Annotated in this window: 15 protein-coding genes; 5 read left to right on the plus strand and 10 right to left on the minus strand. The window is 36.1% G+C overall.

Annotated elements, in window-relative coordinates:
* Positions 1–151 precede the first annotated feature (151 nt).
* From ndhI to ACP6PK_RS18665, 5 genes are all read right to left on the minus strand, one after another.
* Positions 152–766, minus strand: coding sequence for an NAD(P)H-quinone oxidoreductase subunit I (gene ndhI, locus ACP6PK_RS18645; protein WP_426561592.1), 615 nt, complete (start codon positions 764–766; stop codon positions 152–154).
* A 250-nt stretch (positions 767–1,016) separates the two neighbouring features.
* Positions 1,017–2,135, minus strand: coding sequence for an NADH-quinone oxidoreductase subunit NuoH (nuoH, locus tag ACP6PK_RS18650; RefSeq protein WP_094677410.1), 1,119 nt, complete (start codon positions 2,133–2,135; stop codon positions 1,017–1,019).
* A 1,227-nt stretch (positions 2,136–3,362) separates the two neighbouring features.
* A complete protein-coding gene (locus tag ACP6PK_RS18655; protein WP_426561594.1) occupies positions 3,363–4,505 on the minus strand; it encodes a citrate synthase in 1,143 nt (380 codons plus the stop codon).
* A gap of 102 nt (positions 4,506–4,607) precedes the next feature.
* Positions 4,608–5,108, minus strand: coding sequence for a phosphohistidine phosphatase SixA (sixA, locus tag ACP6PK_RS18660; RefSeq protein WP_426561596.1), 501 nt, complete (start codon positions 5,106–5,108; stop codon positions 4,608–4,610).
* A gap of 733 nt (positions 5,109–5,841) precedes the next feature.
* A complete protein-coding gene (locus ACP6PK_RS18665; protein ID WP_426561598.1) occupies positions 5,842–6,339 on the minus strand; it encodes an HNH endonuclease in 498 nt (165 codons plus the stop codon).
* 328 nt (positions 6,340–6,667) lie between these two features.
* On the opposite strand from ACP6PK_RS18665, the gene alr reads away from it, so the two are divergent.
* Positions 6,668–7,891, plus strand: a complete 1,224-nt coding sequence (gene alr, locus ACP6PK_RS18670; RefSeq protein WP_426561600.1) for an alanine racemase — start codon at positions 6,668–6,670, stop codon at positions 7,889–7,891.
* Positions 7,892–8,464: 573 nt separating this feature from the next.
* Here the strand turns inward: alr and rnhA are convergent.
* On the minus strand, positions 8,465–8,941 hold the full coding sequence (gene rnhA, locus ACP6PK_RS18675; protein ID WP_094672405.1) for a ribonuclease HI: 477 nt from the start codon (positions 8,939–8,941) through the stop codon (positions 8,465–8,467).
* A 183-nt stretch (positions 8,942–9,124) separates the two neighbouring features.
* Between rnhA and ACP6PK_RS18680 the strand changes: the two genes are divergently transcribed.
* The 4 genes from ACP6PK_RS18680 to ACP6PK_RS18695 all read left to right on the plus strand — a co-directional run bounded on the left by ACP6PK_RS18680 (position 9,125) and on the right by ACP6PK_RS18695 (position 13,665).
* Positions 9,125–9,250, plus strand: a complete 126-nt coding sequence (locus ACP6PK_RS18680) for a hypothetical protein (protein ID WP_426561602.1) — start codon at positions 9,125–9,127, stop codon at positions 9,248–9,250.
* A gap of 226 nt (positions 9,251–9,476) precedes the next feature.
* Positions 9,477–10,523 carry a type 2 isopentenyl-diphosphate Delta-isomerase gene (gene fni, locus ACP6PK_RS18685; RefSeq protein ID WP_426561604.1) on the plus strand — a complete coding sequence of 349 codons (1,047 nt, stop codon included), beginning with the start codon at positions 9,477–9,479 and terminating at the stop codon, positions 10,521–10,523.
* Positions 10,524–11,122: 599 nt separating this feature from the next.
* Positions 11,123–12,949 (plus strand): signal peptide peptidase SppA, encoded by a 1,827-nt coding sequence (gene sppA / locus ACP6PK_RS18690; RefSeq protein ID WP_426561606.1) that lies wholly within the window; start codon positions 11,123–11,125, stop codon positions 12,947–12,949.
* A gap of 308 nt (positions 12,950–13,257) precedes the next feature.
* Positions 13,258–13,665 (plus strand): hypothetical protein, encoded by a 408-nt coding sequence (locus ACP6PK_RS18695; RefSeq protein ID WP_426561608.1) that lies wholly within the window; start codon positions 13,258–13,260, stop codon positions 13,663–13,665.
* Between the two features lie 277 nt (positions 13,666–13,942).
* Here the strand turns inward: ACP6PK_RS18695 and ACP6PK_RS18700 are convergent, their stop codons facing one another.
* The 4 genes from ACP6PK_RS18700 to coaD form a co-directional block, all read right to left on the minus strand.
* A complete protein-coding gene (locus ACP6PK_RS18700; protein ID WP_426561610.1) occupies positions 13,943–14,647 on the minus strand; it encodes a GDYXXLXY domain-containing protein in 705 nt (234 codons plus the stop codon).
* A 149-nt stretch (positions 14,648–14,796) separates the two neighbouring features.
* Positions 14,797–16,230: a DUF2157 domain-containing protein gene (locus ACP6PK_RS18705; protein WP_426561612.1), complete on the minus strand. Its 1,434-nt coding sequence runs from the start codon at positions 16,228–16,230 to the stop codon at positions 14,797–14,799.
* 1,012 nt (positions 16,231–17,242) lie between these two features.
* Positions 17,243–17,911, minus strand: a complete 669-nt coding sequence (locus ACP6PK_RS18710) for an ATP synthase subunit B family protein (RefSeq protein ID WP_426561614.1) — start codon at positions 17,909–17,911, stop codon at positions 17,243–17,245.
* Positions 17,872–18,372 carry a pantetheine-phosphate adenylyltransferase gene (gene coaD / locus ACP6PK_RS18715; RefSeq protein ID WP_426561616.1) on the minus strand — a complete coding sequence of 167 codons (501 nt, stop codon included), beginning with the start codon at positions 18,370–18,372 and terminating at the stop codon, positions 17,872–17,874. Before coaD ends, ACP6PK_RS18710 begins: the two co-directional genes overlap by 40 nt.
* Positions 18,373–18,409 lie beyond the last annotated feature (37 nt).

Consider the following 18,409-nt stretch of genomic DNA (forward strand, 5'->3'; position numbering starts at 1 on the left):
TAAATGCATTTTTAGGTTTAAAAAAGTGCCAGGTTTTAAGTATAAAACACTAAAAAACTTAGCATTTTGGGCAGACAAGAGCAAAAAAAATACTCCCCTACTTTCCTACTCCCCTACTTCTGAAAAAGACTTTTTCAGCAAACCCTAACTATTACTTCTCTGTTGTTTCTGCTGCTGGCTTTTCAGCTTCCATTTGTTCCAGAATTTCTTCTGGGCGGAGACCAGCACGACGCTCTGTATGAGAAACTGTATGAGGGTCAATAACTCCTTTAGGCAAGTAAGCTAGTTCTCGCATAGGAGTAACCATTGGGTCATTTGTCACCTTGTATGGTAATCTACCCAGAGCAACGTTATCGTAATTCAACTCATGGCGGTCATAAGCTGCTAACTCATACTCTTCTGTCATTGATAGACAATTAGTAGGGCAATATTCTACACAGTTTCCACAGAATATACAAACTCCAAAATCAATACTGTAATGGTTGAGCTTTTTCTTTTTAGTTTGTTTATTAAATTCCCAATCTACTACAGGTAAATTAATCGGACAAACCCTTACACAAACTTCACAAGCAATACACTTGTCAAATTCAAAGTGAATTCTACCTCTAAATCTTTCAGAAGGAATCAACTTTTCATAAGGGTATTGTACAGTAATGGGGCGACGGCGCATATGGTCAAAAGTGACTGATAAACCTTGACCAATATATTTGGCAGCTTGAATAGTTTCTTTAGCGTAATCGCTTACTTGGTTGAGGAATTTGAACATGGGTTTTTGCTTTATAAAACTTTAGAGTAAAAATTTGAGCTTTATTTCCTGCTTCAACTATGGGGAAGAAGTTTTAACCGAAAGTATAGCTAAAGTCAGAAGTCGGTAGGGGCGAATGGCCATTCGCCCCTACATTCCCAGCAAGAAGTAAGTTTGACAGAGGCGAGAATCTCTTAATCGTCCTGGTGGATGGTATATATTTGAAATTTTAGATACAGTTTAATCAAAAAATCTCAAATCAGCTATTTATTTATCCGCCAAAAGCAAATGGAAAAGCTAATTTTAGAGCGGCAGTTAATAGCAAGTTAACCAAAGCCACTGGCAACAAGAACTTCCAACCCAAGTTCAATAATTGGTCAATTCTCACCCTTGGTAATGTCCAACGTAACAAAACTGCTACAAAGACGAGTAGATAAGCTTTGATTAAGGTCATGGTAATACCCAAGGTGGCATTGATTATTTGTAGCCAAGGAGTCGTTTCACTCACCCCAAACAAGTTAGAGAGAAGTTCTACTGGAACTGGAGACTCCCAACCACCCAAATATAAAACCGCTACAAGTAGAGAAGATAAAACTAAATTGACATAGGACGCTAAGTAATACAGAGCAAATTTCATGCCAGTATATTCAGTTTGATATCCAGCCACCAATTCTTCTTCTGCTTCTGGAAGGTCAAAAGGAAGACGTTCACATTCTGCCAATACTGCTATCCAGAAAATTATGAACCCTAATGGTTGTCTCCAAATATTCCATCCCAAGATGCCATAACTTGATTGTTGTTCAACTATATCAATTGTGCTGAGACTGTTGGACATCATTACCACTGCCAATACAGCTAAAGCCAGAGGAATTTCATAACTAATAGACTGTGCTGCTGCTCGTAGACCTCCTAATAGAGAATATTTATTATTAGAGGCATAACCAGACATTAGTAGTCCAATAGGTTGAATACTCGAAAGAGCAATCCACAAAAATATTGCTACCCCCAGGTCTGTAATTACTAAATTTTGTCCAAAGGGCACTACTAAGTAGGAAAGAAATACAGGTATAGCTACAATGACAGGTCCTAACGTGAATAGTAAGGGGTCTGCTTTGGCCGGAACAACGTCCTCTTTGAAAACTAACTTCAGACCATCAGCAAGGGGGGCAAGAGTTCCTAGAGGACCGATAAATTCTGGACCAATTCTTTGTTGTGCTGCCGCAGATATTTTCCGCTCCAACCAAACTGTTACTAGAACGCCGACAGTCGCACCGACGATCATTAATAACATAGGGAATGGTAGCCATAGAGTTCTAGCTATTTCTGAGGATAAGCCCAAATCTACGAGGGCTTGAATAAATGTTCTTTGTAGATCGATTCCTGGATTCATTTACAATCTGTCTATTTATTTAGATAAAGTTAATTTAATTGTTCATTTGATAGGGTAGCTCATAGGTTGGAGCTTAATTATATTTGCACTTAATTACTCTCAATCTTCTGGATTACTCCAGGCAATCAACTACTAAGTATAATTGCTCAGTTTATTCTAGTGCTATAGTAGCAGGTTAGTAACATTACTTTGACATTATGTTACTTTTATAGAACCCATTTGGAATATAAGCAAAAGTCCAGGTTTTTGGCTCTTGAGTCAGAATTCAGCAATTCTGAATTGGCGGAGATGGAAAAATAGAATAGAGGAAAAAGGTAGAATAATGGCTCCCTTGCTTCACTATGTTAAACTCTCCCCTACTCCCTCACTCCCCTACTCCCCATCTATGAATTTTAAATAAATCCCTTCAGAGGTTCTATAGAAGCCCTAACCGTATCTCCAGAAAATAGGTTGGAGGGAGAATTAATTGATAAAAAATGGGTAATAATTGATTTGATGATGGGATGAGTGGCAGATATCTAATACACCCCATCTCCCCATCTCCCCATCTCCCCATCTCTCCACACTCCCCCAATCCCCTACTCCCCTACTCTCAATCTATAATTTTAAATATATCCCTATCAGGGGTTCTATAGTGCTAAACCCTAGGGGGTAGGGAATAGAGAATAGCAAATAGTATACTTTCAAACGGTTTTCCTAGGTCATGCTGCGCAAACAGGATTTATAAATGTCAAATCCCTTAATGCGTAACGCTATAACTTCAAATATGAAATATGAATAACAATAGCTCTATTAACATACCCCATCTAGATCCCTATTTCACCCATAAGTGATGCTAAAGCCTCAAGTAGGGAGACAATATCGGTTTACCGAATAATTAAGGTTTCAAGCCTTCTATTTCAAGAGAAACAATGAATCTATTTTCCTTTTATTCAATCCAATCCGTTTAAGGGATAGGTAATTATCAATTATCAATTATTGAACTCCTCTAATAATTAATTTAATATTTGCCTGAATGCTTAGTTTTCAGTTTATTAGATGGATATCAGTAGGCAATTCGTTCATTTTTTGATTGATAAAAAATGTTAATTGTGATATTCATTAACCTCAACTATAAACATTCGTAAGAACAATACCGAGTCTTAGTCCTAATAATTTAGATATAAGCTTGGCTATACTAGACTTGACTGAAAAAGTATAACCTTATCCAGGATAATAGAATACAAATTAACGTTTTTCACAAGGAGTATAAGGAACATTATGATCTCCTGTATAAATTTGTGTAGGACGGAAAATCCGATTAGCAACTAATTGTTCTTTCCAGTGAGCTAACCAACCAGCCACACGAGCAATGGCAAATACAGGTGTAAATAGATCGCTAGGAATACCTAATTTCCGATAAACAAGGCCAGAATAAAAGTCCACATTTGGGTAAATTCCTTTGTGTCCTAGTTTTTCCTCTACAACTTTTTCCATCTCCAAAGCTATCTCATAATATTTGTCGTAGCCAAACTTTTCAAATAACTGTTCTGCTAGTTCCTGAAGAATAATTGCTCTGGGGTCTTTCACTTTATAAACTCGGTGACCAAAACCCATAATTTTTGCCTTAGTCTCAAAACATTTTTCTAGATATGGTCTAACATTTTCTACCGAACCAATTTCAGACAACATAGTAATCACATCTTCATTTGCTCCTCCATGTAGGGGGCCAGCAAGAGTCCCCACTGCTGAAGCTATAACCGCATAAGGGTCAGTCAAAGTAGAAGCTGTCACCATTGCTGAGAATGTAGAAGCATTAATAGTATGTTCAGCATGGAGAGTCAGACAAACATCAAATATTTTTGCTGCTAATGGATCGGGTTCCTTTTCATTGAGCATATATAAAAAGTTAGCTGCATAGTCCAAATCATCTCTTGGCTGTACAGGGTCATTACCTTTACGCATTAACTGGAAAGCAGCTACCATTGTGGGGATTTTGGCCAATAACCTAATTACGGCAGACCTAATATATTCTGGGTTATCAAGAGCACGACGAGAATAAAATAAACCTAGAGCTGCTGCTGAAGCCTGTAGAGCATCCATAGGATGTCCAGTTTCCGGGAAACATTTCATCATGTCCCGAATGCGATATTTAATTCTTCTGTGGTAGCGAATATCCTCTTCAAAACTATCTAATTCTTTTTTACTGGGAAGATTGCCCCAAATTAATAAATATGCTGTTTCTAGAAAAGAACTCTTTTTTGCCAGTTCTTTAATATTAGTGCCTCGGTATTCCAGTATCCCTTTTTGTCCATCGACGTAGCTGATACTTGATTCGGTAGCGGGAACACCTTCTAAACCAGGCTTAAATTCGATGCAGACGACGGACATGACTATCCCCTTTACTTAGATTAGATGTGAATATTCTCAAGCTACATTATCAACTAGGTTAGTTATGTTGTTGTTTTGACAATAATCTATTAACAATTCTGGTTAATCTAGTAAAAATTTTGGCGCTGTGAGCCAAAACATTTGACTATTGCCTACTGGTGAACCAACTTCCGGCAAGGAAATACCTATCACGCCTGCTTTTTTGAGTATTAATACTTGTCTGGCTTCTCCCCAGCTCAGAATTTCTGCCCAGTTTGCTAAGTCTGGTTGATGGCCTACTAGGGCTAATTGCCTGTTTTCTTGAGGTTGCCATGTTTCTAGCCATTGTAGCCAGAGATTAATATCTCCACCAGGGGCTAAAGGAGAAAATTCTTCTACTTTAGAACTTAATTTATTAGCTTGAAGAATTTTAGCAGTTTGATTTGCTCTAACTAAGGGACTGGTAAGAATTAGATTGAAATTAAGACCTAGTTGTTTGAGTTTTTGAGCAATTTTGTGAGTTTTGCGATCGCCTATTTCTGTTAGGGGACGTTCTGCATCTGTGGCATAATTTTCTCTATCGCCAGCTATACCATGACGAATAAAATAAACATTTGTACTCATAATCACTATTTTTAGGGAGTAGGGAGTAGTTAGGTTCAACAATTATTAATTATTACCTCTTCTTATAAATAAGAGGATTGAGCAAAAGCATTTTTTTTCTTTTTTATCCATGAATGGAGAGGCTTTATACCTTGATTTTTCGGTAATTTACAGAGGAGTCAGGAGTTAGGAGTCAGGAGTTAGGAGTCGAGAATCACAAAGATTTAGTAGTTATGAAGATTGGAGATTTTTTTATGTCCAATCGAACCTTCCTTTTCAAGAGTATAAAAAAGGAAATTTCAGATATCAAACTTCTGGCTGAACCCGGAGGTATTGATAACTTATGACTGATAGATAAAATAAAAGATGGCTATTAGACATCTCCAATCATAAAAAGTAAAACCAATTATCGCATATAGAAGCCCTAACAGTATCTGCGCAAAGATCAGGGTTTTTGGCTCTTGAGTCAGGAGTCGTAGGGGCGATTTCGTTCCGAATGCTGTCGCTAACGCAAACGCGTTAGCGTTAGCGCAGCTCCTCTGCAAGAGGTAGCATTCCGTAGGAAATCGCCAGTACAGTAGTCAGGAGATGGAGAATATAGAAAAAAGGTAGAATTTAAACCATCTCCCCTACTCCCCTACCCTCAATCTATAATTTTAAATAGATCCCTTCAGGGGTTCTATAAATCATTAATTATTTCCCCCTACTCCCTCTTTTGATACAAAAAACCCCTGCGCTCAGATGGGCAGGGGTTTCACATACCAATAACATATTTTCGCCATTCTTTGTTATTACCACTTTTAACGTGTTTAGTCAATTCAAAGTAAAGACCACTATGGGGTTTTCGAGGAGGATAATGCAAAGTCATATTAGCCTCTCTAGGAGTACGACTTCCTTTTCGTACATTACAGCGAACACAAGCAGTCACAAGGTTGTCCCAAGTATCACCTCCACCACGCGATCGTGGTACTACATGATCTAAAGTCAAATCATCACCCACATAACCACAGTATTGACAGGAATGACCATCTCGGTGCATAATATTTCGGCGTGTTAAAGGAATATCTTTGTAAGGAACTCGGACATAGTAGCGCAGTCGGATGACTGTTGGTAACGGAATATCTGGAAGAAGGTATGTTCCGTTATGTTCAATTTGCTCCGCTTTACCTTTGAGTAACAAGACGATCGCTCGTCGCCAACTCGTGATATTGAGCGGTTCATAAGAAGCGTTCAACACTAAAACATTGGCCATTGATATTTCTGAAAAGAGAATATTTTCTCAGATATTAGCACAATTAATATTTCTGGGGACAAAAGTTTAGAGTTAAGCAATTTTCCACTAAATTTTATAAGTCTAAAAATATAGCTAAGAAAGAATTAGTCAGGAAATAGACCGATGATGAATCTTAGACTAAGAAGTTTTTTTCCACTATTTCCTATTCCCTATTCCCTGCTATATATTTTTTTAGTTTTTTAAAAATAATCTTTTTGATTTTCTTATATACAACCTGATTTGATAAATTTTGGCAGTAGATTGTTTTAATAAATAAAAAATTGAACTGATTGAGGAGTGAGTGAAAATGTTGAGCTGGGAAAATGCCTCTTTTAAAACTCTGGCAACAGAAAGTTTAAATCAAGGAGCAATAGAAAGTGATGCTTATGGAGGTATTTGTCAAAGAGCATGGGTAGAAATTAACGATCAGGCATTGACTTATAATGTCCAACAAATTAAGAGCCTTTTATCAGATAAAACTCAATTAATGGGAGTGGTAAAAGCGGATGCTTATGGACATGGAGCGTGTAAAGTATCTCAAACTATTTTAGAAGCTGGTGCAGATTGGTTGGCAGTAGCAACGGTGCCAGAGGGAATAGAATTAAGGTTAGCTGGAGTTGAAGCGCCAATTTTAATTTTAGGTGCAACAGATCGACATGAACAAATTCAAGCGATCGCTCACTGGCAACTACAACCAACTATTTGCACGCCTCAACAAGCTCTAGTTTTTTCAGAAACTCTTTCCCACTACACTGAAGCAATGCCAGTACATCTCAAGTTGGATACGGGAATGTCTCGTTTAGGAACACCTTGGCAACAGGCAGTGGAATTTGTAAAATTTGTGCAGGGGTTACCAAATTTAAAAATTGCTAGTATTTATTCCCACTTTGCCACAGCAGATCACCCAGACCAAACAGTGATGAAACAGCAGCATCAAAGGTTTGAGGAAGCAATAGATTTGTGTGGTATTGGTGGAAAAAGTTCTCCTGGTGATATACGACTTCATTTAGCTAACTCGGCAGCGACATTAACTGACTCTGCCTTGCACTACGATATGGTACGGGTGGGTTTAGCTATTTATGGTCTGTATCCAGCACCTCATCTACAGGATAAAATTGACTTAAAACCAGCAATGCAAGTAAAAGCTAGGGTGACACAAGTCAAAACTATTGAAGCAGGTACTGGTGTGAGTTATGGTTATCAGTTTATTGCTCCAAAGCAGATGCGTTTGGCAGTGGTGGGTATTGGTTATGCTGACGGTGTAGCTCGTAACCTTTCCAATAAGATGAAAGTCATTGTGCGCGATCGACTAATTCCACAAGTGGGAGCTATTACAATGGATCAGTTGATGTTGGATGTGAGTGCTATACCCGATCTAGAAACAGGTGAAGTGGTAACTTTATTGGGAGAGGTTGGTAAACATCAAATTTCTGCTGAAGACTGGGCAAATAGTTTAGGAACTATTTCCTGGGAAATTCTTTGTGGTTTTAAAAATAGGTTGCCTCGTGTAGCAGTTATCATGTCCGGTTGAATAGTTATAAATAAACGAGAGAGGAGTCAGGAGTCAGGAGCCAGGAGTCAGGAGGGAAGAGAGGAGAAAGAAAGTATAAAAAGAAGAAAGTTTTTTTGGTCGCGTAAGCGGAACGGAGTTCTATCACGCTCTTATCCGGACATGATATTACCTGTAATAGCTGTAACTCATGCTATCTGGAAATCCGCTGTAATATCATGTCCGCTAGTATCGTTTGTGTAAACTCAAGCATAAGTATCTATAGGAAATTTAAGTTTTTTCAGGCTTTTAAACCTTCTCTCCTAGATAATATGAGCCTTCTTCCTTACCCTGAGCTTACAATACCGATGCTACCGGACATCATATAACTAATATTAAAATAACCACCCCAATACTGAGGTGGCTATTGACTTATTAATTAAAAAACGAGTTAGCAAATATGATTAGTATTAGCGTTTAACTGAATCTTGACCTAACTAAGCTTTAATTATTACAGACTCATTCAATAGAAATCAACAGGGTTATTGCAATAACCCATTTTTTTTCTCTAGTAACAAAATTTTATTTATTTAATCATAATTTCTGTAATTTTACTTATTTATAACCAAGGTCTGATAGTAAATCTACTTGTTGAGATGCTGCCACTGCTAATTTATCGCAACGCTCATTTTCTATATTTCCAGAATGACCCCGTACCCAAGAAAATTCAACTTCATGTTTATCGCATAAATCTAATAATTTTCCCCATAGATCGGGATTCATTGCTTTATCTTTTTTATTCCGTTTCCAACCATTAGCTCGCCAACGTTTTGCCCAACCTTTTGTAACAGCATCAACTATATATTTCGAGTCAGTATATAGGGTGACAATAGAGGGAAATTCTAGTTTTTCTAATCCTACTATTGCTGCCATTAATTCCATACGGTTATTAGTAGTTAATTTATAACCTCTAGAGAATTCTTGGCGTTGTTTACCAGCAGATAAGAGAACAATACCATAACCACCAGGGCCAGGATTTCCACTACAAGCACCATCAGTATAAATAGTAATTTCTGGTTTGTTTTCTGTCATTTTAGTTCCTTTTTATTAGAGTAAATTTGCTCTAAAGAATAATAGAGTGATATGGTAGTCAAGCACAATAATGGTAGATAGTAGCTTAAGTAACTACTATACTTTTTTAACAAATAGTATAGGATATGCACTTTTACTATTACTATTTTTTGTGATTTACTGGTTAAGTTTATAAAAATAAAAATGATTAATCAATATACAGGGTTGACTGAGTATTACAATTTATGGGTTACTTCTGGTTATTACGACTACCAGGATATTGCTAGAGAAGTAGACTCAGTTATCGGGAATGGTCGTTGCATACTCTAAGAAAGTAAATCTTTCAGGACTTACCTAGAGATACTAGAAGCACAGTAAGAGTTGCCTAACTCAATAAATTCTCTAATGTAAAATATGTAAAATATTTATTTTGGGTAAGTCCTGTCTAGTTATCCAAAATGGTTATGCCCAATTTGCTAATTACTTTATAGATAGTATATTGAGATAAATAAGTTTTTTTAATAAACTTCTGTGTAAATTTGTAATTACAAAACTGATGAACTCAATCTCACAAACTGAATCCCGCAAAGCAGAGCATCTACGAATCTGTTTAGAATCAGATGTCCAATTTAACAACACGACCAATGGGTTAGACCGTTACCGTTTTACCCACTGCTGTTTACCAGAACTAAATCGCAGTGAAATAGATATAACAACTAAATTTCTTGGGAAACAACTCGGTGCGCCATTATTAATATCTTCGATGACAGGTGGCACTGAACAAGCCAAAATGATTAATTATCGGTTAGCCAAAGTTGCCCAACACTATAAAATAGCTATGGGAGTTGGTTCGGAACGGGTAGCTGTAGAAAACTCCAAGGTAGCTGATACTTTTGCTGTGCGATCGCTTGCTCCTGATATCCTCCTTTTTGCTAACTTAGGAGCTGTCCAACTCAATTATGATTATGGTCTTGACCAGTGTCAACAAGCGATTGACATTTTACAGGCAGATGCTCTGATTTTACATCTCAATCCTCTCCAAGAGTGCATTCAGACTGAAGGTGATACTAATTTCAAAGGTATTCTTGACAAAATATCAAAGTTATGTTCCTTACTTCCAGTGCCAGTAATTGCTAAAGAAGTAGGTAATGGCATTTCTAGGCAAATGGCTGAAAAACTAATTGATGCTGGAGTAGCAGCCATTGACGTTGCGGGAGCTGGAGGGACTTCTTGGGCAAAAATTGAAGGTGAACGCGCTATAGATGCTCGTCAGCGTAGGTTAGGAAATACTTTTGCTAATTGGGGTTTACCCACCGCAGAATGTATAACTGCTATCCGCACCTTTAACTCAGAGATTCCTTTAATTGCTTCTGGAGGTTTACGAAATGGGTTAGACGTGGCAAAGGCGATCGCTCTTGGTGCAGACTTAGGTGGATTAGCTTGGCCATTTCTCCAAGCAGCAGTCGAATCAGAAGAATCTCTAAATTTATTAGTAGATATATTAATTGCAGAAATAACTACAGTTCTATTTTGTACAGGTAATTCTGACTTATCTGAACTAAAAAAATCAGAAACTTTGGAAAAATTAAACTCAAGAATGTAGTAAGTATTGAATAGAAATCTCCGGAAAATAAATAAACCTTTGAGTTAGATCGGCTAAAGAAAGAAAAAGTTACCATAAAAAATCCTTTTTCATGCCTTTTTAGTAAAAATATCTTCCCTGTTCCCCCTTCCCTGTTCCCTGTTCCCTACTCCTCGAAAAAATCTATATCTTTTTCGGAGAGGTCTAATAGATAGAGCAAATTCTAGGTATGTGAGGTACACATATTAAAGATAAAACTTTTTTAGAACAGGCATATTGTCTGTCACAGTTGTACCTTACTTAAGGTTGAATCTGCTGTAACAACTATTGAGAAAAATTAAGAATCAGAATATTTTGCTAGAACAGATTTTCTTTATTTGCTGAATTAAATTGCCCAAGCTAAAAATGTACTTTTGCTGTAGATTTTTCATAGAAAGAAAAGATTTAGTGATGTACAAATATTGATATTAATATGTATATTTTTTCACTTAAAAATTTGTAGTAATTTAAAATTTAATGCAGTCAGTAAATTTGGCAAAGTTTTTTATATTTTTTAGTTAGGATAAATATAAACTAATACCATTAGTTAGTTTCCCACATTAACAACTCTTACTAGAAAAATGAAGGATTTCTTCAAATACACATTTGCCAGTCTAATTGGTAGCATACTAGGAATTACTGTAATTATCGGCCTCGGATTCGGCGGACTAATATTTTTTGTTGCTTCGATCGCCAGCAAAACTAAAGATGTAGGTCCACAAGTTAAAGACAAATCAATCTTAGTCTTCGATCTCGGTACAAATATTACAGATACTCGACCCATATCCTCCACTGGGGAAGCACTCCAAGAAGCTTTATCCAGCGACCAACCGACAACCATGACCCTCCGAACAGTAATTAATACTCTCAATGCTGCTGCCCAAGATGAAAAAATAATCGGCATTTACATTAAAGGTAGCAACACTCCAGGAGCAACAGGATTAGCAAATCTACAAGAAATACGGCAAGCACTTCAACGGTTCCGAGACACTGGCAAAACTATTATTGCTTATGATATGGACTGGACAGAAAGAGAATATTATCTAGCTTCGGTAGCAGATGAAGTTGTGATTAATCCTTTTGGTGCCCTTGAGTTCAATGGTTTAAGTTCTCAAACTATGTTTTTGACTGGGGCTTTGGATAAATTTGGCATCGGAGTTCAGGTAACGAGAGTGGGTAAATATAAGTCTGCCGTTGAACCCTTTATCCTAGAAAAAATGAGTCCGGAAAACCGACAGCAAACTCTCCAATTATTACAGAATATTTGGGGTCAATATCTGCAAACAATTTCTACAAGTCGAGGGTTAACAACACAGCAGTTACAAGCGATCGCTGATAATCAGGGTCTATTGATAGCGAATACCAGTTTAGAAACTAAGTTAGTAGATAGAGTTGCCTATTACGATGAAGTGTTGACAAAACTTAAACAACTAACTGGTAAAGAAGAGGAAGATAAAACTTTTACACAAGTTAGTCTCAACAACTATGGCAAAGTACCAAAAGTTGCAGAAGGTCTTAGTAACAATGTTAAAAGCAACAATAAAATTGCTGTAGTTTATGCTGAAGGAGAAATAGTTAATGGTACTGGTACTCCCAGACAGGTAGGAGGCGATCGCGTAGCAAAGGAATTGCGAAAGCTACGATTTGACGACAAGGTTAAGGCAGTGGTGTTGCGAGTTAATAGTCCAGGTGGTAGTGCATCAGCATCAGAAGTTATTGGTAGGGAAGTCAAGCTTATTAGTGAGGAAAAACCTGTGGTTGTATCTATGGGTAATATCGCTGCTTCTGGCGGGTATTGGATTTCGATGAATGCAGATCGAATAGTTGCTGAACCTACTACTGTTACTGGTTCAATAGGGGTTTTTGGTGTGTTGTTCAATGTTCAAGAAGTAGCTAATGAAAATGGAATTACTTGGGATGTGGTGAAAGTTGGTAAGTTTGCAGATTTGAATACTACTTCTCGTCCTAAAACTGAAGAGGAGTTAGTATTGATTCAAAAGATGGTGGATTCAATTTACGAGCGGTTTATTACAAATGTGGCAACTGCTCGTAATTTAGCAAAGGAAAAAGTAGCGGAAATTGCTCAAGGTAGGGTATGGTCTGGTGCTGATGCTCAAGAGTTAGGTTTGGTTGATGAGATTGGTGGGATAGAAGTTGCTATTAAAGTTGCTGCGGAAAAAGCTGAACTGGGGGATAGTTGGAAAGTTGAGGAATATCCTAAGTCTCGTAGTTTGGAGCAACGGATTTTCCGCAGTCTTTCTGGTGTAGAAGTTGACATATCTACGACTCCTGTAGACCCACTAACGGCAGAATTTAAAAAGTTACAGCAGGAGTTAGCTAGTTTGAGAGCGATGAACGATCCTTATGGGATTTATACTCGTTTACCGTTTAATTTGAGAATTGATTAATTGAGGATTCAGGAATTAGTAGGGTGCTGTTAGCAATAGCATAACTCACCCTATTCAAATCTAGTAGCAAAGTTCAAGAATTAAGAATTTAGAATTAAGAATTTAGAATTACCTCTCCTTGAAAATGAGAGGATTGACAAACAGGAAAATTTTTATTTATTATCCCCTTAAAAGGGGAGGCTTTAAACCACAATATTTCGGTAAATTATTCCTAACTTACTCCTAATTTTAACCATTCTCTAGGAAGCACATTACTTTGTTTTCCCATTAATATTAGAGTTGTTCCTATAAATAACTTGGAGTTAAATATGAATCTGCTAAAACGTTGTTTTCTTAACATAGAAGATATAGAAATAGAAATTTGTAAAAATGTAAATGGTATCTATTTTGTTCGGCATCATACCTACTGGAGCATAGCCTATGGGAAAAAAAATCCAGACCCAGTATACGACTGCATCACCTACAACCTCGAACTTATGGTCAAAAATCGCCTTTCAACAATAAAGTGGTCTGGTTATCAGTTTAAATTAGAAAAGATTTGTTTTGAGGATGGTATGGAAGTAGAAACTGCTTTAATTCCACTGCAAATGTTTGAAGATTTTATCCACTATCAAGCTAATAACTACAGAGGAAATCCACCAGATAATGAATGTACTAAATTAGCTCATTGGCTCAAAAATAATAGCTTCAAAGAATTAGCAATCTCCCATCTTTGAAGCCAATTAAAAATTAATAATAAATAACCAAAACATTTACCCACCCTAGCAATGTTAGGCAAGGTAGGCAAACAACATAAATTTATTTTTATCCGTTCCAAAAATGCAATTATTAAATTTATTCAGATGAAATTGTTGGTTGTAGATTTAGAAAGAGTCGAGGTTTTACAATGGAGAACCCAAAGATATATAGAGAAATTGTCAATGGGAAATAAATGCCGAAAATTTCGGCAGTTCAAAAAGCTGATAGCTGATAGCTGACTGCTGAATGCTTAGGTTAAAACTTATAATTTCGTTCTCTTACCCACAAACTTATAGGTACAGCTTTACCTTGAGAATTAACTTTTACTTCTACGACAAAAGGTATTTCTTCTTCTGAATTAACACTACGTTGTACTTCCGAAATATTCTGATTAATTCTTTCTCGTTTATCCTCTGGCATATAATAAGTTTCTAAACCATATTTAACTCTCCAACCATCAAGTTTTCCTTGAATAGCTATTTGATTATCTGGCAAATTTTCCGGCATTTTCGCACTTACCGCTACAGGTTGCCAAACTTTTGGAATACCTGAGTTTTCTATTTTTTCAGGTGCAGCTAAAATTACATAAATATTAGTTTGATTATTTGAAGAAAATCTGCCCGAAGTTTCCAATTCAAATTGCTCCCAACCTGGAAGTTTACTCAAATTATTTTTGGTAGAAATATCATAACTTAATACTTGATAATAACCCCGCAAAAAATCATAAGGGTCTACAGGAGCAGTTTGTAAAATAACTGTTCTACCTGTAATGTGAGTGTAAATAGCTTGAGCAGGAACTGACAAAATTAATGCTAATTGCAAAGTTAAAGGCAAAACAAACCGCCAAACAGGTATTTGCTTTACATTTGTTGTTTCAGCTTTAGGTAAACTTAATTCTTCAGTATTATCCTGATTTTTAGTTGATAAATTGGTTTGATTAAAAGGGTTAGAAAATTTCATGTTAATTCTCCGATTAAAGAAGGAAGAAAGAAGAAAGAAGAAAGCAAAAATCAATTATTTACTAACGGATAATTGATAATTAAGCCCCAGAAGTTTAAAGCCTCTTTAGCAATTGATAATTAGAGATAGTTTTCATTATCCATTATCCATTATCCATTATGAAACCTACTCTCTACTCCCTCTTCTGATAATAAATGACGCTCATACCATAAACCAGCAGCTATTACTCCTACACCACATAAAATAAATACAAAAGACTTCAGTAATAATCCAGTATTATACTCAAAAGTCCGACTAACAATTTGTAAAGTCAACAATACTAAACCTCCCCAAAAAGTGCCTCTAATTCCTCGTGCTAATCCAATCCTAATTAAGCCTGCTGACAAAAGAAACATCTCTATATTAATAACAAAAGTTGCTATTTCTGGAATTTTATTAATACTCAAATGCCAGAAACATAATATTGCTGTGACAACAATAAAACCTAAAACTACACTACTAACAGAATCTAATTGCCAACTCTGAGAATTTCTTTTATTTGGTCGTGCTAAATACAACCATTCCCAAATAGTTAATCCCAGAAATACTAGAACTTCAACTAAAGTTAACCATTGCATTTCTGGTATTTCTGATGATGTCTCAGAAAAATTTATTAATGGAATATTCTGCCAAATTGCTCGAAAAGATAAATAGAAAAATCCAATACTCAAATACCAAATAGCTAAATTTCTTGCTAGAGTTTGAAAAATTCTGCTATCTACTTTAGGCAAGAGAATATCGTCATATCCCCAGAATAAAGCTGGAGGTAAAGTTAAGGCGATCGCTCCCCATAAACCATAATTGAAATTTAAAATAATAAAAACTTTAAGTATACTAATTTCTAAAGCGGGAAATATTAGTAATATAGATAGAAAGAAAATTATTCTAGAATTACACCAGTAAGCAAGGGGAATAAACAAAAATACTCCTACCACAGACATATATTTGATTATGAAATGTAACCAGGAAGATTCTCCAAGGGAAAATACATTTAAGAACCCCATTAAATAGCCTAATCCTATTAACAGAATAGAAATAATTCCCAGAGATTTTAGTTGTAGACTATAAGCCATTAATAAAACTCCTAACCCCCAAACAATATATAGTCCGTAGGGAGAACCACCAATATGAAACATTTGAGCCATTAGTGCTATATTTGCCCCTAAAATTAATGCCCCAAATATTAATAGTCCGTGACCTAACTTTTGTTTTTTATTGGTAGTATTAGGTAGAGTATTTGGCTGTCGCCAGAGATAAAAACCAGTGGTATTAACTCCGATAAATAAAGTTAATAAGAGGAGTGTTTTTACTTCTCGTGACCATTGTTGCCAGTTAGCAGAAACGAAAGTTATTATACCTAATCCCAGGAGAATACCACCCAGGGAAATTAAGATAGTAATAAAACGAGAACTAGCAGTTTTTTCTAAAGAATCAAATTGGTAACGGTCTGATAATTGTTGATAGAGATAATCATCAATTAATTCTTCTGTTTGCCATAGTTTCGCTTCTTGGCGGAGCTGGCGACGAAACTTTTCTGTAATCATTTTATTTCTAGAAGAAAGTTACTAGCATTAGGGTTCTTGCCTGTTCGTAAGTCGTGAAGTATAAAAATAAAGACAAGTTTTCTCTAAATTTATAGATAGTTTTTCAAACATTATGAGGTACAGTTTTTTTCTTTACCTATAAGATAAAATCCGCTTAATTCGGTATAAAAAGTTTTCCATCTTCAGCCAAGAAAAATATTTCTAAATCATCTTCACTCTTGACTCCTGACTACTAGATTAACTATCTAATTATACCGATGCTACGGGATTTTATCTAACCTATTTGTTTTTACCAAACTTATCGAAATTATCGTCGCAATTAACAATTTCTACTTAAACAACGATGCCAGTTTAACAATTGCCACATTTATTTGATTTTTTCCTTGGGGAAACCGGGATAATTTTATGATGAACTTATAATATTTATATTTACCAATGGATAATGGATAATTGATAATTAATCCCCAAAAGTTTAAAGTCTCTCCTAATAGTAGTTACGCAAAACTGCAAAACTACTTAAGTTATCAAAAAAAAATGTACTTTAAATATACTTTTTCTCCAATACAAACTAGGGAAATACTGATACATAACTTGTCTATTTTATCAAATTTTATGTTCATAAAGATGTTGATAAAGCATAGCCTTTTCAGGGGATAAAAAAATATTTAACTCAGTATTTCAAGCCTCCGACTAAAGTCCTATCCCTTATAAGGAACTCCTGAAACCCTTATAGGAGGGTGGGGAGAGTGGGGAGTAAGAATCTTGTCTACATTCCTCAAAAAAGTATATTGAATTAGACACTTTTCTCCGTAAAAAGCGGACGTCAGACTAACATATAACTTCTATTTTTTGTCAAGTTTTATGTTAAGAAAGATGTTTATAAAGCATAGGACTAAAGTCGGAGGTACTGATAACTGTTAACTGATAACTGATAACTGAAATGACCCGGTTTCTGAATTTTATTTAGGAGTAAACTAAGTCCTGATTTAACAATTAATAACCCCATTATTAATCATGCTTCAGGATTTAATGGCGTTCCTAAACTTTCATAATTTCCATCTCCTCCTAATTGTTGACGACCATTACGAATCACCTTGAGCATATCCGTTAACTGCTGTTCAATACTATCAAGCACATGATCTGCATAGTCATCGGCACCATTCTGAATTTCATCACATTCGGCGATCGCTCTAGCTCTCATTTCTTCAAGTTCTTGTTGAGCTTGATAGCGAATTTGTTCAATTTCAGCAATAGTAGCTTGTTGAATCACTTCACAATCTAGCTGAACTTGATTTCTGAGCTGATCTGCTTCTACTTTAGCTTGCTGCACAAGACCCATTTCATTTAAAATTTGGTCAGCTCGTTGTTCAGCATTTTCAATAATCTCTTCCGCATAAAGTTCAGCTTCTTGAAGGATTTCATCCTTATGTCGAACTATCATTTCTGCTTCCTGAAAAGCAACTGGTAAATTCAGGCGTACTATATCTAGTTGGTCTAATAACTGTTCTTCATCTATTAAAGTACGTCCTACAAAAGGTATTCTAGGACTATCGAGAATAATCTCCTCCAGTCGATTTAGTTCTCTCTGGATATCTACTCCAGGAGAAGCACTGGTGGGTTCACCCTCGACATTTTGTCCATTTACCTCTGGTTCAATATTGGCTGAGTTTTGTCGTAACATTTATAAATATCAATAGCAATGTGCTGAGGAACAAGATGATCTACTGAGCCACCAAAAATGGCGATTTCTTTAACTACACTACTACTTAAAAAACTATATTCGTTAGAGGTAGCCAAAAAAACTGTCTCTATTTCAGACGATAAGGTTTTATTTGTGTGGGCCATTTGTAATTCTTTTTCAAAATCTGAAAGAACCCGCAGACCTCGAATCAGGACTTTAGCCTGTCGCATTTTTGCATAGTTTACCGCTAAACCATCAAAACTGGCTACCTCTACATTAGGTAAGTGTTCTGTGGAATGGCTAATTTGATTTAAACGCTGCTCAATGGTAAATAAAGAGGTCTTACTAGGATTTCGCAGTACGGCCACAATCACTTTTTCAAACAGCTCACAGCCTCGTTCTATAATGTCTATGTGACCGAGGGTAATAGGGTCGAAACTGCCTGGATAAATTGCAATCACAATTATAGATATATTAATAGTTACTGAAGTATTTTAG

It is taken from the genome of Dapis hubbardiae BLCC-M172 (assembly GCF_050016015.1).
GTDB lineage: Bacteria > Cyanobacteriota > Cyanobacteriia > Cyanobacteriales > Microcoleaceae > Trichodesmium.

Excerpts from the sequence above, each read along its gene's own strand:
- ndhI (WP_426561592.1), bottom strand. The coding sequence starts at position 766 with ATGTTCAAATTCCTCAACCAAGTAAGCGATTACGCTAAAGAAACTATT.
- nuoH (WP_094677410.1), bottom strand. The coding sequence starts at position 2,135 with ATGAATCCAGGAATCGATCTACAAAGAACATTTATTCAAGCCCTCGTA.
- ACP6PK_RS18655 (WP_426561594.1), bottom strand. The coding sequence starts at position 4,505 with ATGTCCGTCGTCTGCATCGAATTTAAGCCTGGTTTAGAAGGTGTTCCC.
- sixA (WP_426561596.1), bottom strand. The coding sequence starts at position 5,108 with ATGAGTACAAATGTTTATTTTATTCGTCATGGTATAGCTGGCGATAGA.
- ACP6PK_RS18665 (WP_426561598.1), bottom strand. The coding sequence starts at position 6,339 with ATGGCCAATGTTTTAGTGTTGAACGCTTCTTATGAACCGCTCAATATC.
- alr (WP_426561600.1), top strand. The coding sequence starts at position 6,668 with ATGTTGAGCTGGGAAAATGCCTCTTTTAAAACTCTGGCAACAGAAAGT.
- rnhA (WP_094672405.1), bottom strand. The coding sequence starts at position 8,941 with ATGACAGAAAACAAACCAGAAATTACTATTTATACTGATGGTGCTTGT.
- ACP6PK_RS18680 (WP_426561602.1), top strand. The coding sequence starts at position 9,125 with ATGATTAATCAATATACAGGGTTGACTGAGTATTACAATTTATGGGTT.
- fni (WP_426561604.1), top strand. The coding sequence starts at position 9,477 with ATGAACTCAATCTCACAAACTGAATCCCGCAAAGCAGAGCATCTACGA.
- sppA (WP_426561606.1), top strand. The coding sequence starts at position 11,123 with ATGAAGGATTTCTTCAAATACACATTTGCCAGTCTAATTGGTAGCATA.
- ACP6PK_RS18695 (WP_426561608.1), top strand. The coding sequence starts at position 13,258 with ATGAATCTGCTAAAACGTTGTTTTCTTAACATAGAAGATATAGAAATA.
- ACP6PK_RS18700 (WP_426561610.1), bottom strand. The coding sequence starts at position 14,647 with ATGAAATTTTCTAACCCTTTTAATCAAACCAATTTATCAACTAAAAAT.
- ACP6PK_RS18705 (WP_426561612.1), bottom strand. The coding sequence starts at position 16,230 with ATGATTACAGAAAAGTTTCGTCGCCAGCTCCGCCAAGAAGCGAAACTA.
- ACP6PK_RS18710 (WP_426561614.1), bottom strand. The coding sequence starts at position 17,911 with ATGTTACGACAAAACTCAGCCAATATTGAACCAGAGGTAAATGGACAA.